Origin of the sequence: Pseudomonas sp. 43NM1, assembly GCF_002836905.1 — a bacterium.
GTDB lineage: Bacteria > Pseudomonadota > Gammaproteobacteria > Pseudomonadales > Pseudomonadaceae > Aquipseudomonas > Aquipseudomonas prosekii.
Genome location: NZ_MKGS01000114.1, coordinates 40,165 through 62,506, shown reverse-complemented (window position 1 = coordinate 62,506; position 22,342 = coordinate 40,165). Strand labels below are relative to the sequence as shown.

General features: G+C 60.2%; 24 protein-coding genes. 15 read left to right on the top strand and 9 right to left on the bottom strand.

Annotation, left to right across the window (positions count from 1 at the left end; genetic code table 11):
- Positions 1 to 101 precede the first annotated feature (101 nt).
- On the bottom strand, positions 102 to 1,124 hold the full coding sequence (locus BI292_RS11220; protein WP_101207918.1) for an alpha/beta fold hydrolase: 1,023 nt from the start codon (positions 1,122 to 1,124) through the stop codon (positions 102 to 104).
- Between the two features lie 257 nt (positions 1,125 to 1,381).
- On the opposite strand from BI292_RS11220, the gene BI292_RS11215 reads away from it, so the two are divergent.
- From BI292_RS11215 to BI292_RS11200, 3 genes are all read left to right on the top strand, one after another.
- Complete coding sequence (locus BI292_RS11215; protein WP_101207917.1) at positions 1,382 to 2,122, top strand: response regulator; 741 nt, start codon at positions 1,382 to 1,384, stop codon at positions 2,120 to 2,122.
- Between the two features lie 171 nt (positions 2,123 to 2,293).
- Entirely contained in the window at positions 2,294 to 2,719 is a 426-nt protein-coding gene (locus tag BI292_RS11210) for a hypothetical protein (protein ID WP_101207916.1), read from the top strand.
- 395 nt (positions 2,720 to 3,114) lie between these two features.
- Positions 3,115 to 3,360, top strand: a complete 246-nt coding sequence (locus BI292_RS11200) for a hypothetical protein (protein ID WP_092280582.1) — start codon at positions 3,115 to 3,117, stop codon at positions 3,358 to 3,360.
- Positions 3,361 to 3,452: 92 nt separating this feature from the next.
- Here BI292_RS11200 and BI292_RS11195 read toward each other — a convergent pair whose 3' ends face one another.
- The gene (locus BI292_RS11195) at positions 3,453 to 4,886 is read right to left on the bottom strand and encodes an FAD/NAD(P)-binding protein (RefSeq protein ID WP_101207914.1); all 1,434 of its coding nucleotides are present in this window, start codon (positions 4,884 to 4,886) and stop codon (positions 3,453 to 3,455) included.
- 128 nt (positions 4,887 to 5,014) lie between these two features.
- Positions 5,015 to 5,578, bottom strand: coding sequence for a helix-turn-helix domain-containing protein (locus tag BI292_RS11190; protein ID WP_092280578.1), 564 nt, complete (start codon positions 5,576 to 5,578; stop codon positions 5,015 to 5,017).
- A gap of 15 nt (positions 5,579 to 5,593) precedes the next feature.
- Between BI292_RS11190 and BI292_RS11185 the strand changes: the two genes are divergently transcribed.
- The 7 genes from BI292_RS11185 (at position 5,594) to BI292_RS11155 (ending at position 13,012) form a co-directional block, all read left to right on the top strand.
- Positions 5,594 to 6,601 carry a DMT family transporter gene (locus tag BI292_RS11185; RefSeq protein WP_178076569.1) on the top strand — a complete coding sequence of 336 codons (1,008 nt, stop codon included), beginning with the start codon at positions 5,594 to 5,596 and terminating at the stop codon, positions 6,599 to 6,601.
- A 329-nt stretch (positions 6,602 to 6,930) separates the two neighbouring features.
- A complete protein-coding gene (locus tag BI292_RS11180; protein WP_092280574.1) occupies positions 6,931 to 9,867 on the top strand; it encodes a monovalent cation/H+ antiporter subunit A in 2,937 nt (978 codons plus the stop codon).
- Positions 9,867 to 10,211: a Na+/H+ antiporter subunit C gene (locus BI292_RS11175; RefSeq protein WP_007986256.1), complete on the top strand. Its 345-nt coding sequence runs from the start codon at positions 9,867 to 9,869 to the stop codon at positions 10,209 to 10,211. Before BI292_RS11180 ends, BI292_RS11175 begins: the two co-directional genes overlap by 1 nt.
- Positions 10,208 to 11,893 carry a monovalent cation/H+ antiporter subunit D gene (locus tag BI292_RS11170; protein ID WP_092280572.1) on the top strand — a complete coding sequence of 562 codons (1,686 nt, stop codon included), beginning with the start codon at positions 10,208 to 10,210 and terminating at the stop codon, positions 11,891 to 11,893. Before BI292_RS11175 ends, BI292_RS11170 begins: the two co-directional genes overlap by 4 nt.
- Entirely contained in the window at positions 11,890 to 12,378 is a 489-nt protein-coding gene (locus BI292_RS11165; protein ID WP_092280570.1) for a Na+/H+ antiporter subunit E, read from the top strand. The genes BI292_RS11170 and BI292_RS11165 overlap by 4 nt, the downstream gene beginning before the upstream one ends.
- On the top strand, positions 12,375 to 12,653 hold the full coding sequence (locus BI292_RS11160; protein ID WP_092280568.1) for a K+/H+ antiporter subunit F: 279 nt from the start codon (positions 12,375 to 12,377) through the stop codon (positions 12,651 to 12,653). Before BI292_RS11165 ends, BI292_RS11160 begins: the two co-directional genes overlap by 4 nt.
- Positions 12,650 to 13,012 carry a Na+/H+ antiporter subunit G gene (locus BI292_RS11155; protein ID WP_101207912.1) on the top strand — a complete coding sequence of 121 codons (363 nt, stop codon included), beginning with the start codon at positions 12,650 to 12,652 and terminating at the stop codon, positions 13,010 to 13,012. Before BI292_RS11160 ends, BI292_RS11155 begins: the two co-directional genes overlap by 4 nt.
- Before the next feature lie 102 nt (positions 13,013 to 13,114).
- On the opposite strand, the gene BI292_RS11150 is transcribed toward BI292_RS11155, so the two are convergent.
- Complete coding sequence (locus BI292_RS11150) at positions 13,115 to 13,552, bottom strand: DUF3995 domain-containing protein (RefSeq protein WP_092280564.1); 438 nt, start codon at positions 13,550 to 13,552, stop codon at positions 13,115 to 13,117.
- Positions 13,553 to 13,647: 95 nt separating this feature from the next.
- On the opposite strand from BI292_RS11150, the gene BI292_RS11145 reads away from it, so the two are divergent.
- Together BI292_RS11145 and BI292_RS11140 are read left to right on the top strand one after the other, a co-directional pair.
- Positions 13,648 to 14,034, top strand: coding sequence for a DUF2946 domain-containing protein (locus tag BI292_RS11145; RefSeq protein ID WP_101207911.1), 387 nt, complete (start codon positions 13,648 to 13,650; stop codon positions 14,032 to 14,034).
- A gap of 89 nt (positions 14,035 to 14,123) precedes the next feature.
- Positions 14,124 to 16,268, top strand: a complete 2,145-nt coding sequence (locus BI292_RS11140) for a TonB-dependent siderophore receptor (protein ID WP_101207910.1) — start codon at positions 14,124 to 14,126, stop codon at positions 16,266 to 16,268.
- A 150-nt stretch (positions 16,269 to 16,418) separates the two neighbouring features.
- On the opposite strand, the gene BI292_RS11135 is transcribed toward BI292_RS11140, so the two are convergent.
- The 3 genes from BI292_RS11135 to BI292_RS11125 form a co-directional block, all read right to left on the bottom strand.
- The gene (locus BI292_RS11135) at positions 16,419 to 17,435 is read right to left on the bottom strand and encodes an ABC transporter substrate-binding protein (protein ID WP_092280558.1); all 1,017 of its coding nucleotides are present in this window, start codon (positions 17,433 to 17,435) and stop codon (positions 16,419 to 16,421) included.
- Positions 17,436 to 17,564: 129 nt separating this feature from the next.
- Entirely contained in the window at positions 17,565 to 17,768 is a 204-nt protein-coding gene (locus BI292_RS11130; protein WP_092280556.1) for a hypothetical protein, read from the bottom strand.
- On the bottom strand, positions 17,768 to 18,238 hold the full coding sequence (locus BI292_RS11125; protein WP_092280554.1) for a hypothetical protein: 471 nt from the start codon (positions 18,236 to 18,238) through the stop codon (positions 17,768 to 17,770). The genes BI292_RS11130 and BI292_RS11125 overlap by 1 nt, the downstream gene beginning before the upstream one ends.
- Positions 18,239 to 18,584: 346 nt before the next feature.
- Here BI292_RS11125 and BI292_RS29475 point away from each other — a divergent pair, with 346 nt between their 5' ends.
- The 3 genes from BI292_RS29475 to BI292_RS11110 all read left to right on the top strand — a co-directional run bounded on the left by BI292_RS29475 (position 18,585) and on the right by BI292_RS11110 (position 19,650).
- Entirely contained in the window at positions 18,585 to 18,896 is a 312-nt protein-coding gene (locus tag BI292_RS29475; RefSeq protein WP_371918722.1) for a hypothetical protein, read from the top strand.
- A 159-nt stretch (positions 18,897 to 19,055) separates the two neighbouring features.
- Positions 19,056 to 19,286, top strand: coding sequence for a hypothetical protein (locus BI292_RS11115; protein ID WP_092280552.1), 231 nt, complete (start codon positions 19,056 to 19,058; stop codon positions 19,284 to 19,286).
- Positions 19,287 to 19,413: 127 nt separating this feature from the next.
- Positions 19,414 to 19,650: a DUF2789 domain-containing protein gene (locus BI292_RS11110; RefSeq protein ID WP_092280550.1), complete on the top strand. Its 237-nt coding sequence runs from the start codon at positions 19,414 to 19,416 to the stop codon at positions 19,648 to 19,650.
- A 243-nt stretch (positions 19,651 to 19,893) separates the two neighbouring features.
- On the opposite strand, the gene BI292_RS11105 is transcribed toward BI292_RS11110, so the two are convergent.
- Both BI292_RS11105 and BI292_RS11100 read right to left on the bottom strand, forming a co-directional pair.
- Positions 19,894 to 21,117 carry a methyl-accepting chemotaxis protein gene (locus BI292_RS11105; RefSeq protein ID WP_371918723.1) on the bottom strand — a complete coding sequence of 408 codons (1,224 nt, stop codon included), beginning with the start codon at positions 21,115 to 21,117 and terminating at the stop codon, positions 19,894 to 19,896.
- Positions 21,118 to 21,693: 576 nt separating this feature from the next.
- Positions 21,694 to 22,098: a TraR/DksA family transcriptional regulator gene (locus tag BI292_RS11100; RefSeq protein ID WP_007907888.1), complete on the bottom strand. Its 405-nt coding sequence runs from the start codon at positions 22,096 to 22,098 to the stop codon at positions 21,694 to 21,696.
- Between the last annotated feature and the right edge of the window lie 244 nt (positions 22,099 to 22,342).

Below are 22,342 nucleotides of genomic sequence, written 5' to 3'. Positions count from 1 at the left end.
CAATCGACGCCACGTTATCTTTTGTTAACTGAGGCGGGATGTGGGGTTGGCTGAATGAATGGGTATCAAGTGGGTTGATTACACCCCCTGAACACGACTGTTTACAGTTGATCCGCGTCGATCACCGCGTTGGCGAAGGCTTGCGGGTCTTCTTGCGGCAGGTTGTGGCCGATGCCGCCGCTGATCAGCCGGTATTGGTATTTGCCGGTGAAGCGTTTGGCGTAATCTTCGGCGGCCGGGTGCGGCGCGCCATTGGCGTCGCCTTCCAGAGTGATGGTCGGCACGCTGATGTCGGGTGCCTTGGCCAGCCGTTGTTCCAGCGCTTCATATTGCGCTTCGCCCTTGACCATACCCAGACGCCAGCGATAGTTGAACACGGTGATGGCGACGTGATCCGGGTTGTCCAGCGCCGCCGCGCTGCGCTCGAACGTGGCGTCGTCAAAGGCCCATTTCGGCGACGCGGTTTGCCAGATCAGCTTGGCGAAGTCATGGCGATTTTTCGCATAACCGGCCTCGCCACGCTCTGTCGCGAAGTAGAACTGGTACCACCATTGCAACTCGGCCTTGGGCGGCAGCGGAGTTTTCCCGGCCGCCTGGTTGCCGATCAGATAACCACTGACCGCCACCAGCGCCTCTACCCGCTCCGGCCACAGCGCCGCGACGATATCCGCCGAACGTGCGCCCCAGTCGTAGCCGCCGAGCACGGCTTTGTTGATCTTCAGCGCGTCCATGAAATCGATGACATCACTGGCCAGCGCCGCCGGTTGGCCGTTGCGCAGGGTTTTGTTGGAGAGGAAGCGGGTATCGCCATAACCGCGCGCATACGGGATCAACACCCGATAACCCTTGGCTGCGAGCAGCGGCGCCACGTCGCTGTAGCTGTGAATGTCGTAAGGCCAGCCGTGGAGCAGAATCACCACTGGGCCGTCAGCAGGACCGACTTCTGCATAAGCCACGTCCAATAATCCGGCTTTGACGTGCTTTAGCGCGCCGAGCGAATCGGATGTGCTGGTAGCCGTGCTGGCCGCCACCGGGGTCGAGGTTTTAACATCGGCATGCGCCGAGAACGCGGCGACGTTCAGGGCCGCGAACAGGCTGGCGGTGGCGAGTGTGTTCCAGTTCATGGTGATCTCCTCAGGCTGCGAATAAGGTCGTTTTGACTGCCTTGATGGACGCTATTCAAACGCCCGGGGGTATCTGCCATGTGTCGTAAAACCACGGCTAACATCCCTTAACGTGTCCAGCGGTGGGTGAGATACAGTGCGATACAAATGCACAGCGAACATTTCTGTTGGCGGCCCGGTCGCTTTCGCGAGAGGGCTGGCTCCTCAAAGGGAATGTGCTGTGGCGGGTGAATCGGGCGAATAACAAGAGGTGGGCGATGGAACATGTGGACCACATTCTGATCGTCGATGACGATCGCGAGATCCGTGAGCTGGTCGGCAATTACCTGAAGAAAAACGGCCTGCGCACCACCGTCGTGGCTGACGGCCGGCAGATGCGCAGTTTCCTCGAAGCCAATCAGGTGGATTTGATCGTGCTGGACATCATGATGCCCGGCGATGACGGCTTGCTGCTGTGCCGCGAACTGCGCTCGGGCAAACACAAAGCCACGCCGATCGTCATGCTCACCGCTCGCAACGATGAAACCGACCGCATCCTCGGCCTGGAAATGGGCGCCGACGATTACCTGACCAAACCGTTCGCCGCCCGCGAATTGCTGGCGCGGATCAACGCCGTGCTACGCCGCACGCGCATGCTGCCGCCGAACCTGCTGATCAGCGAAAGCGGTCGGCTGCTGGCATTTGGTCGCTGGCGCCTCGATACCACGGCCCGCCATTTACTCGACGAGGACGACACCATGGTCGCCCTCAGCGGCGCCGAATATCGTCTGCTGCGGGTGTTTCTCGATCATCCGCAACGGGTGCTCAGCCGCGACCAATTGCTCAACCTGACCCAGGGCCGCGATGCTGACCTGTTCGACCGCTCCATCGATTTGCTGGTCAGCCGGTTGCGCCAGCGGCTGCGGGATGATTCGCGTGAATCCACTTACATCAAAACCGTGCGTAATGAGGGCTACGTGTTTTCGTACCCAGTGGAGATGCTCGGCGCATCGTCATGAGCGGATTTGTATCTGCGTGTATATGAACCGCCGATAGATACGTTGCCGCCGATTTCGCGGCCCACAAGCACACATCAGCGATACACCCGGGCGTTTAACTGTGACCACCAGCTAGCACTGAGCTACTCGGCGCTGCTGACTCACTCAACTTAAACGCACGGAGAATCACCCATGTTCAACTTCTCGAAAGTCTCGTCCCTGGTACTCGGTCTCGCATTGGTTGGCGGTCTCGGTTTGTCGAATCTGGCGTCGGCCAACAGCCCGATTACAGGCTCTCACGCTTCGATTCAGCAACTACTGGTGGAAGGTGGATCGGACCGGTTGCAACAGAATCGTGTGGCCGAGGGCGGCGCCGACCGTCTGCAGGAACTGCGTGAACGTGTGGCCGAGGGCGGTTCAGATCGGCTGATGCAGAATCGTGTGGCTGAGGGTGGCGCGGATCGTCTGATGCAGAATCGTGTGGCTGAAGGTGGCGCGGATCGTCTCCAGGAATTGCGTGAACGTGTGGCGCAAGTCAGCCCGGGGAATGCGCTGGTGGCTGGTGTAGTCGTCGCGGAAAACCGCCCGGAGTTCGGCTCGAAATATCAGCGCTACTGATCACACACGCCCATACACCCCCAATCAACTGTAGGAGCGAGCCTGCTCGCGATTGCGGTCTGCCAGGCGACTGAGATGTCGAATATTAAGCAGCCACCGCGAGCAGGCTCACTCCTACAGGGGTTCTGCGTTGGGCGCTGAAATCGCGACCGACACCGATTAACTGTGGGAGCGAGCCTGCTCGCGATAGCGGTATGCCAGGCGACTGAAATGTCGAATATTAAGCAGCCATCGCGAGCAGGCTCACTCCTACAGGGGGATTGCGGGTGTGGGGTAGGCGCTCGGCAGTCATGGATCAACGCTCTCGATATCAACTATGCGCAAGGGTGTTTTTTCATCGCGCGGCTCCAGCACTAGAGTGGCGACATCTTCTTCCCACTCTCTGGAGCAACATCATGAAAAGCATTATTGGTCTGACCTTCGCCCTTACCGTCCTTGGCGCAACTTCGGCCATGGCCGCGCCTCAAGCCATCGCCGCGGTCAAAGTCGGCCAGCAAGCGGTTCAAAGCGTGAACACTGTCGGCATCGACACCGAACGCAAAGGCAGCGTCAATCTGCAGCAGAACGCCGAACAAACCAAACTCTACGTCGCGGAAAACCGTCCTGAGTTCGGCACCAAGCATCAGCGCATCGATGCTTGATCTGGCAGGCGCTGCAAGCACTCAAGACAAACATCAAACCTGTGGCGAGCAAGCTTGCTCGCCACAGGTGCGTCTTGATCCACAGATTTGATTCAGCGTTCGACAGCCAGCCGCGCCGCCAGCGCCTTCGCCTGACTCGCCACATCCGTCACCGCGGTACTTTCCCACCACATCCCGCGCAACGGCGGCCCCATCGCAAACAACCTTCCGCCAACCCGCCCGTCAGCATCCAGCACCGCACCATCCGCCGTCGCCGCTATCCCCAACGCCAACGGCCCAGGCTGGATCAACCCGCGCGCCAGCAACTGCTGCGGTAATGGCCGGGCAACGCGCCGCCAGTCGTATTCGATGCCGCTGGAATTGATCAACGCCGCGCCACTGACGATTACCTCCTCAGCCTCACCGCGCCGCCGAATGCGAATACTCACGCCGCCATTACCATCCGCCGCCAAGCCCTTGAAGGAAGCCGCCTGAATACGCAGCCGCCCTTCCCCGTGCAAGCGCTCCACCAACTCGGCGCTGAGCGGCGGCGAGCGATGGTGATGGCTTTCCCACCACGGCCGCACGTGCCGCACAAACTGCCGACGCTGCTGATCAGTCGCCTGACTCCACAAGCGGCCGATGTGCGCGCGCACCGTGTCCAGCGGCGCTTGCCAGTCAATGCCTTGGGCGAGCGCCGCGCGACACTGGCGGCGCAACTCGCGGACCAATTGACGCGGCGTGCGCAGACTCTGGTCCACAGCGAGAAAATCCACCCAGGCCGGCGGTTGGCGCCGCACATGCGGAAGCAATCCGTGCCGGGAAAACACTTCGATCGGCCCGCGATGGCCAGCCTGCTCGAGCGACACCACGGCGTCGACCATGGTCAAACCGGAACCGATAATCAACACCGTCGATTGCGCATCCAGTCGGCGCATCGCCGCGACATCCCAAGGGTCCAGCGCCGCTGCATTGACGCCGCTGGACTCGGTTTGCGGCGTGCGCGCAGCAGCAAACATCCCGGTGGCCAACACCGCGAAAGCGCCCTGCAAACGTTGACCATTACTCAAGGTCAGTTGCACCGAATCATCCCGCGCGATCAGATCAACCACCTCCGCGCGCACGTGCTCAACCGAAGAACCGTTCAGCGCGCCCACTTCCTGCGCCTCAGCCAACCGCTGCTGCACGTACAAGCCGAAAATCCCGCGCGGCGGAAACAGCTCGCTGATCGGCACATGCTGTTCATCCGACTGCGGCCAGCCACCCGCTGCAATGTAGTGCGTCAACCAATGGGTCAAATCATCGGCATTGTCCGGGTCGACGCTCATCCGCGCCGCGTTGCCGTTCAGCGTGTGGCCCAACTCGACGGCGCTGTACGCTTCGCCCCGACCGAGTTCGGCGCGCGGCTCGACGACCAGCACCGAGCGCCGGCCGGGCAAACGCAGCAACTGCGCCGCGAGCATCGCGCCGCTGAGGCCGCCGCCGATGATCAGGATGTCTGCGTGGCGGAGGGTGTCGGTCGGATGCCCGCTGGAAGTTGGATTCATGGCACTCTCGAATGGTTAGCCGATTTTCACAGGTAAAACCTTGTATTTCAGTTGCTTATATAACTATCAGAGAATCGGTCGCAGCTTAAAAACACCGGCCTACTCATCAACTGTTAATGGGTAAACAGTTAAATCACCACATTCCGCACAAACCGCGCCGCCACTTCACCGTCGTTGCGATAGGAGTGTGGCTGGTTGCTGGCAAACATGTAGAACTCACCAGCAGCGATTGTCTGCGCGGTGTCGCCGAGCATCAGCGTCAGGCAGCCTTCGAAAACAAAGAGCTGTTCGCTCCAGCCATCGGCGTCCGGTTGCGAAGGATAGATTTCGCCCGGTTGCAGGCACCATTCCCACTGCTCCACTTCGCGGGTCGCGGTGGCTTTGGAGAGCAACACCGCTTTGCTGCCGGGGATGGTGCCGGCCCAGGCGATTTCGTTGATGCGGCTTGGATCGCGCACGTCGGGTGCCTGGATCAGGTCGCTGAAGGCAACGTCGAGCGCTTCGGCGACGCGGTCGAGGGTGGTCAGGCTGACGTTTTTCTCGCCGGCCTCGATGGCCACCAGCATCCGCCGACTGACGCCGGATTTCTCGGCGAGCGCGGTCTGGCTCATGTCGGCGGCGTGGCGCAGGCGTCGAACGTTCTGGCTGACGTGCTGCAAGACCGACGCTCGAGGGGTGGAATCTTTGTGCACTATATTGCTCACTCGATGGGGTTGGGCAGTATACTGCGCAACTTCGGGCGCATTGTGCGTCTCACTCAGGTAGCGCGCAAGGTTATGACGTCGGTGAATTCCCCCCAGGCTTCTTCTCGTTTCTCGCGGATCAGCAAAGCCGAGTGCGTGCTGGTGGTGATCACCATGATCTGGGGCGGGACGTTTTTGCTGGTGCAGCACGCGATGACTGTCAGCGGCCCGATGTTTTTCGTCGGTCTGCGCTTTGCCGCGGCCGCCTGCATCGTTGCCTTATTCTCCTGGCGCAGCCTGCGCGATCTGACGCTGCTGGAGCTAAAGGCTGGCGCCTTTATTGGCGTGGCGATCATGCTCGGTTACGGCTTGCAGACGGTTGGCTTGCAGACTATTCCCAGCAGCCAATCAGCCTTTATTACCGCGCTTTACGTGCCGTTTGTGCCGTTGCTGCAATGGCTGGTGTTCGGCAAGCGGCCAGGGCTGATGCCGAGCATTGGCATCATGTTGGCGTTCACCGGGTTGATGATGTTGTCTGGACCTTCCGGCGCTTCGCTGGATTTCAGTCCTGGTGAAATCGCGACGTTGATCAGCACGGTGGCGATTGCCGCCGAGATTATTCTGATCAGCACTTATGCCGGTCAGGTTGATGTGCGGCGGGTGACCGTGGTGCAACTGGCGGTGACGTCGGTGCTGGCGTTCTTGATGGTTGTGCCGACGCAGGAAGTGCTTCCGGGTTTTTCCTGGTTATTGCTGGGCAGCGCGCTGGGGCTGGGCGCAGCAAGTGCGGCGATCCAGGTGGCGATGAACTGGGCGCAGAAGAGCGTTTCGCCAACCCGCGCGACGCTGATTTATGCCGGCGAGCCGGTGTGGGCCGGGATCGTCGGGCGCCTCGCCGGCGAGCGGTTGCCAGCGATTGCACTGCTCGGCGCCGGGTTGATCGTCGCGGCGGTGATCGTCAGTGAGCTGAAAACCAAGGGCAAGGATCGCGAGCAGCGCGAAGAAGCGCTGGAGAGCGAGACGGCGGATTAGATTGCGGCGTTTATGAGGGCTGCTGTAGGAGCGAGGCTTGCCCGCGAAGGCGATTGACCATTAAAACCTGATTTTGGCTGACACCCCGCTTTCGCGAGCAGGCTCACTCCTACATTGACTTTGTGCCGTGCACAAAACGTCTGGCTTAAGCAATCCAGTGTGAGCAAGGCTTGCCCGCGATGAGGCAGACCTGCCATCCCCCCGCCGCAAGAAACAATGCAAATCAGCCTTTTTCAGTCCACTTTGTAGGATCCTGCCACAAGTTGGCGTTTTGCGATCCGGGAGCTGGCACGTATGATGCTTCACAAACTTCCGCAGATTAGAAGCCTATGTCCCTGATAGTTCTACTGCTTCTGCCCTTTATCGGCAGCTGTGTCGCGGCTTTGCTGCCACACAACGCGCGCAACACCGAATCGCTGTTGGCTGGCCTGGTTGCCTTGATTGGCACTATTCAGGTCGCCCTCCTGTACCCGCAGATCGCCGATGGCGGCGTCATCCGCGAAGAATTCTTCTGGTTGCCCAGCCTCGGGCTGAACTTCGTTTTGCGCATGGACGGCTTTGCCTGGCTGTTCTCGCTGCTGGTGCTGGGCATCGGCACGCTGGTGTCGCTGTACGCCCGCTACTACATGTCGCCGGACGATCCGGTGCCGCGATTCTTCGCGTTTTTCCTGGCGTTCATGGGCGCCATGCTCGGTTTGGTGATCTCCGGCAACCTGATTCAAATCGTGTTTTTCTGGGAACTGACCAGTCTCTTTTCATTCCTGTTGATCGGCTATTGGCACCACCGCGCCGATGCGCGACGCGGCGCCTACATGGCGTTGATGGTCACCGGCGCCGGCGGATTATGCCTGTTGGCGGGGGTGATTCTGCTCGGCCATGTGGTCGGCAGCTACGACCTCGACAAGGTCCTGGCCGCCGGCGATCTGATTCGCGCACACGCCCTCTACCCCATCCTGCTCCCGCTCATTCTGGTCGGCGCTTTAAGCAAAAGCGCGCAATTCCCCTTCCACTTCTGGCTGCCGCACGCCATGGCGGCACCCACCCCGGTTTCGGCTTATCTGCACTCGGCGACCATGGTCAAGGCCGGGGTTTTCCTGCTCGCGCGGCTGTGGCCGTCGCTGTCCGGCAGTGAAGAATGGTTCTACATCGTCGGCGGGGCCGGCGCGTGTACGCTGTTGCTCGGCGCCTATTGCGCGATGTTTCAGAACGACCTCAAAGGTTTGCTGGCGTACTCGACCATCAGCCACCTCGGCCTGATCACCCTGCTGCTGGGCCTCAACAGTCCGCTCGCCGCCGTCGCCGCGGTGTTCCATATCCTTAACCACGCCACCTTCAAAGCCTCGCTGTTCATGGCCGCCGGCATCATCGACCACGAAAGCGGCACCCGCGACATCCGCAAGCTCAGCGGCCTGATCAAGCTGATTCCGTTCACCGCGACGCTGGCGATGGTCGCCAGCGCCTCGATGGCCGGCGTACCGTTGCTCAACGGCTTCCTCTCGAAAGAAATGTTCTTCGCCGAAACCGTGTTCATCAACGCCACGGCGTGGGTAGAAATGGCGCTGCCGATTGTCGCGACCATCGCCGGCATGTTCAGCGTCGCCTATTCCCTGCGCTTCACTGTCGACGTGTTCTTCGGCCCGACCGCCACCGATCTTCCCCACGTCCCGCACGAACCGCCGCGCTGGATGCGTGCTCCGGTCGAACTGTTGGTGTTCACCTGCCTGATCGTCGGGATTTTTCCGGCGCAAGTGGTCGGCCCATTGCTCGCCGCTGCGGCGCTGCCGGTGGTCGGCGGCACGCTGCCGGAATACAGCCTGGCGATCTGGCACGGCTGGAACGCGCCGATGATCATGAGTCTGGTCGCCATGTCCGGCGGCATCGTCCTCTATCTGCTGCTGCGCAACCAACTTAAACGCGGACGCTTCAAATACCCGCCGATCATTGGCCGCTTCAACGGCAAGCGCCAGTTCGAGCGCAGCCTCGTGGTGATGATGCGTCTGGCCCGACGTCTCGAACGCCGCGTCAGCTCCAAACGTCTGCAAACCCAATTGTTCCTGATGGTCGTCGCCGCTGTGCTGGGCGGGTTGATCCCGATGCTCAACAGCCAGTTGAGCTGGGGCGATCGGCCGAAGATTCCCGGCTCTATCGTGTTCGTGACCCTCTGGTTGCTGGCGATTGCCTGTGCCCTCGGCGCCGCGTGGCAAGCCAAATATCACCGACTGGCGGCCCTGACCATGGTCAGTGTCTGCGGGTTGATGACCTGCGTAACCTTCGTCTGGTTCTCGGCGCCGGACCTGGCGTTGACCCAACTGGTGGTCGAAGTGGTGACCACGGTTCTGATTCTGCTGGGCCTGCGCTGGCTGCCGCGACGGATCGAAGAAGTCACGCCACTACCGAGCACCCTACGCAAGGCGCGCGTGCGGCGGATTCGTGACTTCCTGTTGTCGGTGGTGGTCGGTGGCGGCATGGCGCTGCTGTCCTACGCGATGCTGACGCGCCAGACACCAAACGATATTTCCTCGTTTTACCTCAGCCGCGCGCTGCCCGAGGGTGGCGGCAGCAACGTGGTCAACGTGATGCTCGTGGACTTCCGTGGCTTCGACACCCTCGGCGAAATCACCGTACTGGCGGCCGTTGCGCTGACAGTCTTCGCCCTGCTGCGTCGTTTCCGCCCACCGAAAGAAAGTTTGCAGCTGCCAGCCCAGCAACGTTTGCTGGCGCCGGATGTAGTCACCGACCTGGTTAACCCGCGTTCGGCCAGCGACACCGCGCTCGGCTTCATGATGGTCCCGGCCGTGCTGGTGCGTCTGTTGCTGCCGATTGCCGTGGTGGTTTCCTTCTATCTATTCATGCGCGGGCACAACCAGCCGGGCGGTGGATTTGTCGCCGGGCTGGTGATGTCGGTGGCGTTCATTCTGCAATACATGGTCGCTGGCACGCAGTGGGTCGAGGCGCAAATGAGCCTGCGACCATTGCGCTGGATGGGCACCGGTTTGCTGTTCGCCACCGTCACCGGGCTCGGGGCGATGGCGGCGGGTTATCCATTCCTGACCACGCACACCTGGCATTTCAAACTGCCGGTGCTGGGTGACATCCACATTGCCAGCGCGCTGTTTTTCGACATCGGCGTGTACGCCGTGGTGGTCGGCTCAACCCTGCTGATGCTCACCGCCATCGCCCACCAATCGGTGCGAGGTCACAAAACCGCCGCGCAACCCAAGTCCTCTGCCCTGCCCCGAGCCGTTGCTGCCAAAGGAGCCGTCTGATGGAAGAAGTCATCGCAATCGCCATCGGCGTCCTCGCAGCCTCCGGCGTCTGGCTGATCCTGCGGCCACGGACATTTCAGGTGGTCATGGGCCTGTGCCTGCTGTCCTACGGCGTCAACCTGTTCATCTTCAGCATGGGCAGCCTGTTCATCGGCAAGGAACCGATCATCAAGGACGGCGTGCCGCAAGATCTGCTGCACTACACCGACCCGTTGCCCCAAGCGCTGGTATTGACCGCCATCGTCATCAGCTTCGCCATGACCGCGCTGTTCCTCGTGGTGTTGCTGGCTTCGCGGGGCTTGACCGGCACCGACCACGTGGATGGCCGGGAGCCTAAAGAATGAATGTGATGACGCACCTGATCGCAGCGCCGATTCTCCTGCCGCTGCTGACCGCCGCCATCATGCTGATGCTCGGCGAACGGCATCGCCCGCTCAAAGCCAAGATCAATCTGTTCTCAAGCCTGGTCGGCCTCGGCATTTCGGTGATGCTGCTGCAATGGACCCAAAGCAGCGGCGTGCCCGGTTCGATTGGCGTGTATCTGCCGGGCAACTGGCAGGTGCCGTTCGGCATTGTGCTGGTGGTCGATCAACTGTCGGCAATGATGCTGGTGCTGACCGGGATCATCGGCGTCAGCGCCCTGCTATTCGCCATGGCCCGCTGGGATGGCGCCGGTTCGAGCTTCCACGCCTTGTTCCAGATTCAATTGATGGGTCTGTACGGCGCGTTCCTGACGGCCGACCTGTTCAACCTGTTCGTGTTCTTCGAAGTGCTGCTCGCGGCGTCTTACGGCTTGATGCTGCACGGCTCCGGCCGGGCGCGGGTGTCGTCAGGGCTGCATTACATTTCGATCAACTTGCTCGCCTCTTCGCTGTTTCTGATTGGCGCGGCGCTGATCTACGGCGTCACCGGCACGCTGAACATGGCCGATCTGGCGATGAAAATCCCGCTGGTGCCAGAAGCCGATCTCGGTTTGCTGCATGCTGGCGCGGCGATTCTGGCGGTGGCGTTTCTGGCAAAAGCCGGGATGTGGCCCCTGAACTTCTGGCTGGTGCCAGCCTACTCCGCCGCCAGCGCGCCGGTCGCGGCGATGTTCGCGATCATGACCAAAGTCGGCGTCTACACCTTGCTGCGTCTGTGGACGCTGTTGTTCTCCGGGCAAGCCGGGGCGTCGGCGTATTTCGGCGGCGACTGGCTGATCTACGGCGGCATGGCGACGATTACCTGCGCCGCCGTAGCGATCCTCGCCGCGCAGCGCCTGGAACGCATGGCCAGCCTGAGCATCCTCGTGTCGGCCGGGATTCTGCTGTCAGCCATCGGTTTCGCCCAACCCAACCTGATCGGCGCAGCGTTGTTTTACCTGGTCAGCTCGACGCTGGCATTGAGCGCGCTGTTCCTGTTGGCCGAGTTGATTGAGCGTTCCCGTTCTGCCAATGAAATCCCGCTGTTCGACGACGGCGACCTGCTGCCAAGGCCAATGGAATCGCTGCAACCGCCCAAAGGCATCAACCTCGACGATGAACAGAAAGCCGTGGTCGGTCAGGTAATCCCCTGGACCATGGCGTTCCTCGGTTTGAGTTTCATTGCCTGTTCGCTGCTGATCATCGGCATGCCGCCGCTGTCCGGGTTTATCGGCAAGCTCGGCTTGCTGCACGCGCTGCTCAATCCGCTAGGTCTGGGCGATAGCGCCGACATCCCGGTGTCGAACGCGGCGTGGGGCTTGCTCGCACTGCTGGTGCTTTCCGGTCTGGCTTCGCTGATTGCCTTTTCGCGGCTGGGCATCCAGCGCTTCTGGACCCCGGAAGAACGGCCTTCACCGCTGCTGCGACGCTTCGAATGCGTGCCGATCATCGTCCTGCTGGGGTTGAGCGTTGCGCTGACTTTCAAGGCTGAACCGCTGCTTCGCTACACCCAGGCTGCCGCGCAGGCGTTGAATAATCCCGAGCAATACGTAATGGCGGTGCTCGCCACCCGCGCCGTGCCGAGCCCCGAGGGCAAAGCGGCCCTGCTGGAGGCGCAGCCATGAAGCGTCTGTTCCCGGCACCGTGGTTGTCTTTGGCGTTGTGGCTGTTGTGGCTGCTGCTGAACTTGTCGTTGAGCCCTGGCAATCTGTTGCTCGGTGCGCTTCTCGGTTTTTGTGCGCCGCTGATGATGCGCAAACTGCGCCCGTTGCCGATCCGAATTCGCCGGCCGGGGGTCATTGTGCGGTTGTTCTTGCTGGTCGGGCGCGACGTGGTGGTGTCGAACCTCGCCGTGGCCTGGGGCGTGCTGACCGCCGGCCACCGCCCGCCGCGCTCGGCATTCGTCAAAGTGCCGCTGGATTTGCAGGACGCCAATGGCCTCGCGGCGTTGTCGGTGATCTGCACGGTGGTGCCCGGCACGGTCTGGTCGGAACTGGCGCTGGACCGCAGCATTCTGTTGCTGCACGTGTTTGATCTGGACGATGAAACGACGTTTATCGAGCACTTCAAGACGACCTACGAACGGCCCCTGATGGAGATTTTCGAATGAGCCCTTTGTTGGCGAATGCGATCCTGCTGAGCCTGTTCATCTTCTCCGTGGCGATGATCCTGACGCTGCTGCGACTGTTTCGCGGCCCGTCGGCTCAGGACCGAGTGCTGGCGCTGGATTACCTGTACATCATCGCCATGTTGATGATGCTCACCCTGGCCATTCGTTATTCCAGTGACACTTACTTTGAGGCGGCGTTGCTGATCGCGTTGTTCGGCTTCGTCGGCTCGTTTGCCCTGGCCAAATTCCTCCTGCGTGGCGAGGTGATCGAATGAATGGCGAATTGTCGATGTGGGTCGAGATTCCAGTGGCGATTCTGCTGGTGCTCAGCAGCCTGTTTGCGCTGATTGGCGCGGTGGGACTGGTGCGAATGAAGGATTATTTCCAGCGCATGCACCCGCCGGCCCTGGCCTCCACGTTAGGCGCGTGGTGCGTGGCGTTGGCGTCGATCATTTATTTCTCGGCGCTCAAGTCGGCGCCGGTGCTGCACGCGTGGCTGATTCCGATTCTGTTGGCGATCACCGTGCCGGTAACCACGCTGCTGCTGGCGCGCGCGGCGTTGTTCCGCAAGCGCATGGCCGGGGATGATGTGCCGGCCGAGGTGAGTAGCCGCAACAGTGAGAATCAGGGCTAGGTTCAACGGTTTGTATTGATTGGGCGAGCGTCTTCGCGGGCAAGCCTCGCTCCTACAGTTGTAGCGCAGCGAGGCTTGCCCGCGAAGCTTTTCAGCAACTACTCAAATCCACGCAACCGCCAACAACCCCGCCCCCAGCACCACACACAACGGCGAATAGGCCCAGGTATCCAGCCGCGCGAACTTCGAATCCTTGACCTGTTTGAAAAACCCCAACAGATTCGAATCACCAATCGCCCGGGCAAACATCAGCATCGCGACAGCGCTGATCACCCATTGCAGCGACCAGTGATGCACCGTCGGCAAATACAAACCGACACGCAAACACACCAGCATCGCAATCAGCAACAATCCCACGGCGACCAGCAGCGTCGCAAAACCCGACGGCTTGAACGCCGGCCTCGATTCGCCGCCGCCCTCGCTGGGCACCCGAGGCACCGCCGCATCACTTCCGAGCTTGCCACCCGCTGCCCAATACAGATGAATCAGGCTGATCAGCAGGAAGATTGCAGCCATCCATTGCGCGACCATTAGGCTCATATTCAGAATTCCAGCGTGAAATGTCGCAGCAGGATGAACTTCATCGCGCATTTTTGTAAGGGTAAATGTCATCGACGGTGCTAAAGTGCCGCTCCATGAAATTCGCCCAATCTGATCGCACACTAATGGCCTGGATGCTTTATTGCTGCGTCCTGTTCAATGTGTTCGCCTGCAGCATCGGTCACGGGCAAATGGTCGGGATGCAGCTCAACGGCCTCGGCGGCCAGTTTTGCAGCGTCGACCCAGCGACTCAGGCGCCCGCCGCCGCCAACCCTGCCGAAGACAAACTGCCAACTTTGGCCAAAGCCTTTGGCTGCCCGCTGTGCTCCACCGGCGGCATGGGTCCGGCGCTTAATTCCAGCCTGACCCTGGCGATTCTGCCGCAACAACACAGCCCGCCATTGGCCGCCGTTGCCACGATCGACCTGCCTGCCCGCCACACTTGGCCGTCGGCCAACCCCCGCGCCCCGCCCTTCGCCTGAATCACCTCGACCTAATCGATCAGCCTGCTCGCTAACGCGTGGCGTTTGCCTGTGCGCTGTTTTCCAGTCAAGAATTCAGGATTCAATCGATGAAACACATCCCTTTGCTGGCGAGCCTGTTTGGCTGTCTGCCGCTTTCGCTGTGCGCAAGCGCCTGGGCGCAAACCAGCATCGACCTCGCGCCGATCACCATTGATGGCGAAACCAATGCCGAGCCCGGCCTCAGCCTCGATCAATCCAGCGGCATGGCTTCGCGCCTCGGTTTGAGCGTGCGCGACACGCCGGCCTCGGTGGCCATCGCCGACCGCAACGACATCGAACGCCACGGCGCGCAGAACTTTCAGGACGCCGCCAACACCTTGCCCGGCGTCAATGCCAGCGCGCCGCCGGGGTTTGGCGGGTTCGTCTCCTATCGCGGTTTCACCAGCAGCCAGATCACCCAGATGTTCAACGGCATCAACGTTTCCGGCGGCCTCGCCCGCCCGGTGGACGCGTGGATTTATGATCGGGTGGAACTGGTCGGCGGGCCCTCGTCCCTGATCAATGGCGCCGGCTCGGTCGGCGGCTCGTTGAACTACGTGAGCAAACTCGCAACCCGCGACGAGCAAGCCGCCGAAGGTCGTGTCAGCTACGGCAGTTATGACACCACTGAAACCGCCTTCGGCCTTAACCACGCGCTTAGCGAGGCTGGCGCAGACGTGCAGCATTACGCGCGGCTCGACGTCAGTCACAACGCCAGCAACGGCTACATCGACCGCCAGCAACGCGACGCCTGGAGCGTGGCGTTTTCACTGCTCAGCGACCTGACGCCAAACCTGTCGCACACGCTGGCGCTGGAGTATCAGGACGAACACGAGGACAGCCCTTACTGGGGCACGCCGGTGCTCAATCACAAGGCGGGCGAACTGAAGATCGACAAACACAATCGCTTCAACAACTACAACGTCGAGGACGGTCGTTATGAGCAGCGCACGGTCTGGGTGCGCTCGATTATCGACTACCGGATCAACGACAACACCACGTTGCGCAACACCCTGTATCACCTCGACAGCCAGCGCGATTATCGCAACCTTGAAACCTACCAGTACAACGCCGACAACAGCGCGGTGAATCGCTCCACGGCGTATCAGGTGCGGCATCAGGGCGAGCAGAACGGCAACCAGTTCGAGTTGCGCCACGACAACACTTTGTGGGGGCTGGAGACCACCTGGTCCGGCGGTTTCGAGTACAAGGTCAACCAGACCACCAACTCACCGCTGAATGTCAGCGGCACCAGCAGCGTTGATCCGAACAACTTTCAGCCCGGTCACTTCTACGACATTCCGGGGACCAGACCGGGGTTTGTCAGCGACAAGACCAACCAAGTCACGACCAAAGCGCTGTTCGCCGAAAATCGCCTGGCGCTGACCGACAAACTGGCGTTGCTCACCGGCCTGCGCTACGACGACATTGACCTCGACGTGACCAATCACCGGGAAGTGACCGCGAGCAATCCGCGACACCTCAAGCGCAGCTGGGAACCGCTGACTGGCCGGATCGGGTTGACCTATCAATTCATTCCTTCGGCTAACGTTTACGTGCAATACAGCACCGCCGCCGAGCAGCCGAATGGCACGCAGGATTTCGACGTGTCCACCGGCAAGCAATGGGAGGTTGGCAGCAAGTTTGATTATCTCGACGGTCGCGGCTCAGCGACGCTGGCGGCGTACACAATCGAGCGCAAGGATTTTGCGGTGACTGATCCGCTGGACACAACCCAGAGCATCCCGGTGGGTCAGCAAACGTCGAAAGGCATCGAGTTGGCGAGCTCATTGCGCATTACCGACAAGCTCCTGGCCGAGGGCAATTTCGCCTGGGTTGATGCTCAATACGATGAGTTCAACGAGAAAAACGCGGCGGGCGCGGTGGTTTCGCGCAAGGGCAATACGCCCACCAATGTCCCGGACCGCGTCGGCAATCTGTGGCTGACCTACGACTTTGCGCCGCAATGGCAGGGTGGTGTCGATGCGCGGTACGTGGCTTCAGTGTTTGCCGACAATGCCAACACCATGACCGTGCCGTCGTACACGTTGTTCGGCAGTTTTCTCAGCTACAAGGTGGATCGGCACACCACGGTCACCGGGCGGGTGCGCAACCTGACGAATGAGGTGTATGCCGAGTTTGCGCATGTGTCGCCGGCGTATTACCTCGGGACACCGCGCACGTTTGAATTGGCAGTGCAGACCAAGTTCTAGAGGCAAAAGCTTCGCGGGCAAGCCTTGCTCCCACAGATTTCAGGTTGTCAGTCGATTCGATTCGACAAATACCTGTGGGAGCACGGCTTGCCCGCGAAGGCATCCTCGAAATCGCCATCGCCGGCAAGCCTTGCTCCTGAAAGTTAAAGGTTAATTCAATGAAGCGCTGACCTTATCCGCCACATCCTTCGGCACCCACGCCTGCCACACATCCGGGTGCGCCTTCATGAACGCCTCGGCCGCCTGCCGCGGTGCGGTGTGTTTCTCGCTCATCTGCGCCAGCGCTTTGTTCAATGGCTCGATCGGGAAATCGACCTTGCTGAAGAACTCGGCAATCTGCGGATACTCTTTCTGGAACGGGGTCGACACGCCAATCGACAGTTTCGACGGCAGCGAACGGGTCGGTTTCGGATTCGGGTTATCGGCGTCGGTCAGGGTTTTCCACGCTTCAGCGTCAAACGGCGGTTCTTCCAGTTGGATCAACTTGAAGCGCCCGAGCAATGGCGTCGGCGACCAGTAGTAAAACAGGATCGGCTTGCCGCGACGGATCGACGAACTGATCTCCGCGTCCAGCGCCGCACCCGAGCCGCTGCGGAAATTCACAAAACTGTCGTTGAGGCCATAGGCGGTGAGTTTCTGCTTGTTGACCACTTCTGAAGTCCAGCCGATCGGGCTGTTGAGGAAGCGCCCTTTGCCGGGGCTCTCCGGGTCGTTGAATAAGTCCTTGTAGCGCGCCAGGTCGGTGACGCTGCGCAGGTCCGGCGCCATCGGTTTGATGCCTTTGGCCGGATCGCCCTTGATCACGTATTCCGGCACCCACCAGCCTTCGGTGGCGCCTTTCACCGTGTCGCCGAGGCTGACGACTTTGCCTTCGGCCTCAGCCTTGACCCACACCGGACTGCGCCCCGCCCACTCTTCGCCGATGACCTGAATGTCATTGTTGGCCAGCGCGGTTTCCAGTGTGATGGTGGTGCCGGGCAGCGTGTCGGTCGGCAATCCGTAACCCTTCTCGACGATGATCCGCAGGATATCGGTGATCAGGCTGCCGCTTTCCCAGTTCAGATCGGCGAAATGTATCGGGGCTTGCGCGGCGAACACCGGGAGCGGCGTCGTCAGCAGACCGAAGGTGGCCAGGGTGGCCGCCAGCAACCGTCGAATTCCTTTCATGCTTTTGCACCTCGTGCTGTTCACAGCAATAGCAGGATGGCCTGACAGACAAGACCGCAAGCCTCTGAATACTCAGTCCACTGACTGTAGTAGAGGTTCCTGCTTTTTCGCGGTGATGAGGTGGGGGGATTACTTTTCAGCAGGTTGCTGCAACTGCGCCAGTTCCCTGCGCACCATGCTGGCGTACTCCGCCGGACGCAATGTGTAGATTTGCGACGCCACCCAGTTCAGCCAAGCGCTTTGCATTACAGCCTTCTGGTCGAACAGGCGTTGAGCCTCGACCTTGGCACTGGCGAGGTTCTGCTGGTGAAAATCGGCGCGGGTCAGCGCCATTACTCGCTGGCCTTGAAGGTCACCAGTTCACCCTTGCGCCACTTGGCAGCCTTGGCCGTCACGGCTTTGAGGGTTTTGGTCAGGCCTTCCTGCAACTGTTGGTGAGCGGCAAAAACCATCACCACGCTGTGGCCTTCCTTGAACACCACGCCGTGGCCGTCAGCCGTGGTGACAAACGCGTAATCGCCCAAACCGTAAACAGTCAGTTTGATTTCGCGAAACCTGATCTCGAGTTTCCCGCCTTCACGGCTGGGCAGCACGGAAGCGCTGAAATGATCGCCGACCTTGAGTTTGAGGCCGGGCTTGTCGTCGACGACCAATGAAGCTTCGGTGTCGATCTCGGCGATGTAGATGCCTTCGGCGTTCTGTTCGGTGACATAAACAAAACGCGACTGAAACTGTTTAACCAACTTCGCACGCAAATCGCCCAGAACGAACAACGCGTGCATATCAAGATTACTTACTGCCAAGGAAACATCCCCACATCTGAAAATGATGCTGCACGCAGGAAAGACGCACAGCAGAAAAAGCGGCCATGGCGAATAGTTTGCCGAATCAGCCGGGTTGAAATCCTGAACCGAGCAGAGCGCTCGTCCAACGCGAGGTAAGTAAGATTACTGGATTGTCACTCGCGCCGTCCTCCCTGACTTTCGTCAGAAACGTGAGGAGAACACTCTAATTGCAACCAAAAATAGCGGACTACCGACATTAGGGAAGAGTCCGCCTTAAAAAAGCGATTTTTCTGACATATCAGCGGCAAAAAATTGCTTTAGATGGACGTCATCGCTAACCAGCGTCGGCGATTCTAGAGCAGCGATGCTCATCGAGACTACTCAAAACGACGGACATACGTCGGTAAACATACGAAAAGGACTTCTAATGTGCACCATGACTCATTTTGCCCATCGCCCAACGCAGCATGAAAACAGCTGTGGGGCCATGCACACGGCGCTGTTGCAAGCAGACGGACTGGACCTGCAAGCGTTTACTCTGCCCACTTTCCAGGTGGTGCCGGCCGGCAAGGCGTTCTTCCATATCAGGGAAACGTCGACAGGACGTGTCAGAGGTTTCCGCACCGACCATAACCAAGCCTGCGCCCTCGCCCGCTCATTGGCGGCACGCGCCTGACACACTTTATTGCATTGACTTCAAATGACGTTTCGTCATGCCGACGAGTTAACTCAGCCGTCGGGCGGCAACAACTGCCATACTGCGCGACCCATGAAGGCCGCTCCCCTCGGCGGACGGCTTCAATACAACAGAATATTTTCAAGGGAAGGCTGCTACGTGACGGAATTTGATATCGGCGAATTTTTTATCCGGGGCGAAGCCCGAGAGATCGAAGGCGAGTTTCAGGCTGTCATCGTGATGCGTACCAAACCGCCCTTGAACACCGTGACTTACCATCAGGTCGAGAAAGATCGCTGGTTCAAGACCTCGGACGTCGCCGCCGTTGCCGCCCAAGATGCCGCCAAAGCCCTGAAGCTGGCGGTCGATGAAGGTGCGCTGAAAGCCTGATTTCGCGTTGGCGTCTACGCTCTTTGCTGCTTTCGAACATCGAGATCGAACTCCTGCAGCGCGGCTGCCTCAGATGCAATGAAGCCGCACTCAGATTTCGCATTCGACGCGACCCAAGGAGATGAACATGGACTCACCAACACACGACTTGCAAGGCTTGTTCGACCAGCTCGGTCTGGACTCCGACGAGAAATCCATCGACCAATTCATCGCTGATCACAGATTGCCCGACGATGTAAAACTGATCGAAGCCGACTTCTGGAACGAGCGCCAAGCTGCATTCCTGAAAGAAGAACTGCGCATCGACGCCGATTGGGCACGGGTAGTAGACGAATTGAACCTGCGCCTGCATCAAAATCACTAATCCCGAACCTCACCCACCCCTGTAGCAGCTGGCGCAGCCTGCGTTGTAGCAGCTGGCGAAGCCTGCGTTGTAGCAGCTGGCGAAGCCTGCGTTCGGCTGCGCAGCAGTCGTAAAATCAGCCAGCGCGGTGTGTCAGAAATACCTCGTGCTCAGGGTTTGCGACTGCTGCGCAGCCGAACGCAGGCTGCGCCAGCTGCTACAGGGGTCGGGAAACTTCGTGACTGCGTACTACAAACCGCGCCCCTAGCGCGGTTTTTCTGGTTTATAGCCCAACCGCAACCCACCCCAATGCCTGCCCTTGAGCATGATCGGCACCGACAAATCGTGCATCAGCTCACCGGTGTCGCGCGTGTACGTCTGCAACAGCACCGGTTGCTGATGGCTGCCACAACGAATCCCGGTGCGGTCGGCGAACTTGCGTTTGGTGCGGTTCTGCACGGTATCGACCTGCGGATCGCCCGTCAGCGGCTGGCTGAACGCAGCGTTATGCGTCGGCACATACCCTTGCTGCGTGCAGGCAATCGCAAACACCAGACCTTCATGGCGCGGCAACAACGGTTCCTGAATCGCCGGCAGCACCTGATCGGTGTACCGGTCGAAACGCGTCTGGTACTTCGCCGGACTGGTATTCGCGATTGCCTGGTAATTGCGATCAAACAAGTCATCCAGGCTTACCCGACCCTGATCGACATCCGCCTCAAAACGCGCGGCAATCTGACTCGCGCCTTCGCGGGCGAGGTCATAAATGCGTTGGTGATAATCGTCCAGACCGACTTCGGCGAGGCGCTCGCTGATGGTTTCGGCCTGACCTTCCATTTGCACAGCGGCCTCGGCCAGGCGTCGGGTTTGCTCATCACTGATCGCCAAATCGCTGCGCATCTGTTCGATGGCGTGGAACAGACTGTCCAGTTGTTCGCGATTGGTTTCGGCGCCACGGGCGATTTCGCCGACCTGCTGTTCAACACCGGCGGCCAGGCGTGCGATGTTGTCGAGGTGCTGACCGGTGTGCTCGACCTGCTGCACACCGACGTCGAGATCGCCGGAGAGTTGGCGGATCTGCTCGACCACTTGCGCCGTGCGTTGCTGAATGTCAGCGACCATTTCCCCGACTTCACCCGTTGCCGTCGCCGTACGCGCGGCCAAACCGCGCACCTCATCGGCGACCACCGCAAAACCTCGACCGTGCTCGCCGGCCCGCGCCGCTTCGATGGCGGCGTTGAGTGCGAGCAGATTGGTCTGGCTGGCGATGGACTGGATCACCAGCGTGACACGCTGAATATCGTCGCTGCGCAGGCTCAAGGCTTCGATCAGTTCGCGGCTGGCGCTCGCGCGTTCGCTGAGCTGATGCATGCGCGAAATCGATTCGATCAACTCGGTGCGCCCGGCGGCGCTGCTTTGATGGGCTTCGCTGGCAGCGCTCAGGGCTTCGCGGCTGAGCGTCGAAGTCGCCTGTTCGGTGGAAATCATCACTTCGGCGTTGCTGACGATGCGCTTGGCGGCGTCGAGCTGCGACTGCACTTTCTCCGCCAGTTGCTTGACCGAGAACGCCACGCCCGCGGCGGACAAGGCGTTGTGGCTGGTTGTATACGAAAGATCGCGGGTCAGTTCGGCGATCGCGCTGCTGTTGTCGACCGGCGTTGAATCGACACTCGCGCGGCTGCGCAGGCGCGGCAACCAAATGATCAGCACCGCCACTGGCAGGCCGATGTAAAGCGATGCACCGCCCAGACTCATACCGCAGAGCAACAGCACCAGGGCGATGCTTTGCAATGTCGGCGTCAGCCAGCGGTTTGGTGCTGCAAGCGCTGGTGCAGGCAATCGCCCAACCAGAGATCCGTCTCTCGTCATCTTCGTCACCCCATGCGTCTTCTATTTGTTGTGACTGCATTAAACGCCACTAATGGGCCATTATCTATGGTCCGTTGGTCGCGGATGTTGCAGTGGGTCAATAGAAAACGCAGACGGCAAAAACATCGCGGGCAAGCCTTGCTCCTACGGTTGTGTGTAGGAAAAAGGCTTGCCCGCGATGTGGGCGCTACCGAATCAGGCCTGACGCTGGTGCTTGTCGATCTGTTCGTGACGCTCTTGGGCTTCGATGCAGTACTTGGTAGTCGGGCTGATCAGCAGGCGCTTCAGGCCGATGGCCTCGCCGCTGTCGTCGCACCAGCCGAAGCTGTCTTCTTTGATGCGTTCCAGAGCCTGTTCCAACTGAGGCAGCATGCGCTGGTCGCGATCGATCGCGTTGACCAGCCAGGTGCGCTCTTCTTCAACGGAAGCAGCGTCGGCCGGGTCAGCCGGAGTATCCAGGCTTTCGATAGCGATGCGGTTCTGCTCGATGCGCTCGTGGGTTTCGACTTTCATGTTCTGCAACAGCTCGGAGAAAAAAGCATGTTGCTCGGCATTCATGTAGTCATCCGCCGGCATGGCCAGCAACTTGTCCTTTGTCATTGATATCTCTATAAAAAAACGTGCATTAAGGCGAATTAGGGAGCGTTCCGGCGAACGTTGGTCGTCCGCCGCAAAGGCGCCATTTATTCCAAGCGCCACCCGGCACTCAATTTACGAGGGGCGGCAGTCTAAGGCCGACTTGAGGCCTCAGCAACTGAAAAGACAGCGAATTTGTCCGACAACACCCGGAAAGTGCGCCATGGCAGCCGTTGTGGTGGTTATCGGAGTGCGTTTATAGCAAGAA

Bases quoted from the DNA above. Each gene is read 5' to 3' on its own strand.
- BI292_RS11155 (WP_101207912.1), top strand. From the start codon at position 12,650: ATGAATGGCGAATTGTCGATGTGGGTCGAGATTCCAGTGGCGATTCTG.
- BI292_RS11220 (WP_101207918.1), bottom strand. From the start codon at position 1,124: ATGAACTGGAACACACTCGCCACCGCCAGCCTGTTCGCGGCCCTGAAC.
- BI292_RS29475 (WP_371918722.1), top strand. From the start codon at position 18,585: ATGCTCATCGAGACTACTCAAAACGACGGACATACGTCGGTAAACATA.
- BI292_RS11145 (WP_101207911.1), top strand. From the start codon at position 13,648: ATGAAATTCGCCCAATCTGATCGCACACTAATGGCCTGGATGCTTTAT.
- BI292_RS11200 (WP_092280582.1), top strand. From the start codon at position 3,115: ATGAAAAGCATTATTGGTCTGACCTTCGCCCTTACCGTCCTTGGCGCA.
- BI292_RS11180 (WP_092280574.1), top strand. From the start codon at position 6,931: ATGTCCCTGATAGTTCTACTGCTTCTGCCCTTTATCGGCAGCTGTGTC.
- BI292_RS11130 (WP_092280556.1), bottom strand. From the start codon at position 17,768: ATGGCGCTGACCCGCGCCGATTTTCACCAGCAGAACCTCGCCAGTGCC.
- BI292_RS11150 (WP_092280564.1), bottom strand. From the start codon at position 13,552: ATGAGCCTAATGGTCGCGCAATGGATGGCTGCAATCTTCCTGCTGATC.
- BI292_RS11100 (WP_007907888.1), bottom strand. From the start codon at position 22,098: ATGACAAAGGACAAGTTGCTGGCCATGCCGGCGGATGACTACATGAAT.
- BI292_RS11160 (WP_092280568.1), top strand. From the start codon at position 12,375: ATGAGCCCTTTGTTGGCGAATGCGATCCTGCTGAGCCTGTTCATCTTC.
- BI292_RS11165 (WP_092280570.1), top strand. From the start codon at position 11,890: ATGAAGCGTCTGTTCCCGGCACCGTGGTTGTCTTTGGCGTTGTGGCTG.
- BI292_RS11195 (WP_101207914.1), bottom strand. From the start codon at position 4,886: ATGAATCCAACTTCCAGCGGGCATCCGACCGACACCCTCCGCCACGCA.
- BI292_RS11170 (WP_092280572.1), top strand. From the start codon at position 10,208: ATGAATGTGATGACGCACCTGATCGCAGCGCCGATTCTCCTGCCGCTG.
- BI292_RS11140 (WP_101207910.1), top strand. From the start codon at position 14,124: ATGAAACACATCCCTTTGCTGGCGAGCCTGTTTGGCTGTCTGCCGCTT.
- BI292_RS11105 (WP_371918723.1), bottom strand. From the start codon at position 21,117: ATGATTTCCACCGAACAGGCGACTTCGACGCTCAGCCGCGAAGCCCTG.
- BI292_RS11135 (WP_092280558.1), bottom strand. From the start codon at position 17,435: ATGAAAGGAATTCGACGGTTGCTGGCGGCCACCCTGGCCACCTTCGGT.
- BI292_RS11210 (WP_101207916.1), top strand. From the start codon at position 2,294: ATGTTCAACTTCTCGAAAGTCTCGTCCCTGGTACTCGGTCTCGCATTG.
- BI292_RS11175 (WP_007986256.1), top strand. From the start codon at position 9,867: ATGGAAGAAGTCATCGCAATCGCCATCGGCGTCCTCGCAGCCTCCGGC.
- BI292_RS11110 (WP_092280550.1), top strand. From the start codon at position 19,414: ATGGACTCACCAACACACGACTTGCAAGGCTTGTTCGACCAGCTCGGT.
- BI292_RS11185 (WP_178076569.1), top strand. From the start codon at position 5,594: ATGGGGTTGGGCAGTATACTGCGCAACTTCGGGCGCATTGTGCGTCTC.
- BI292_RS11215 (WP_101207917.1), top strand. From the start codon at position 1,382: ATGGAACATGTGGACCACATTCTGATCGTCGATGACGATCGCGAGATC.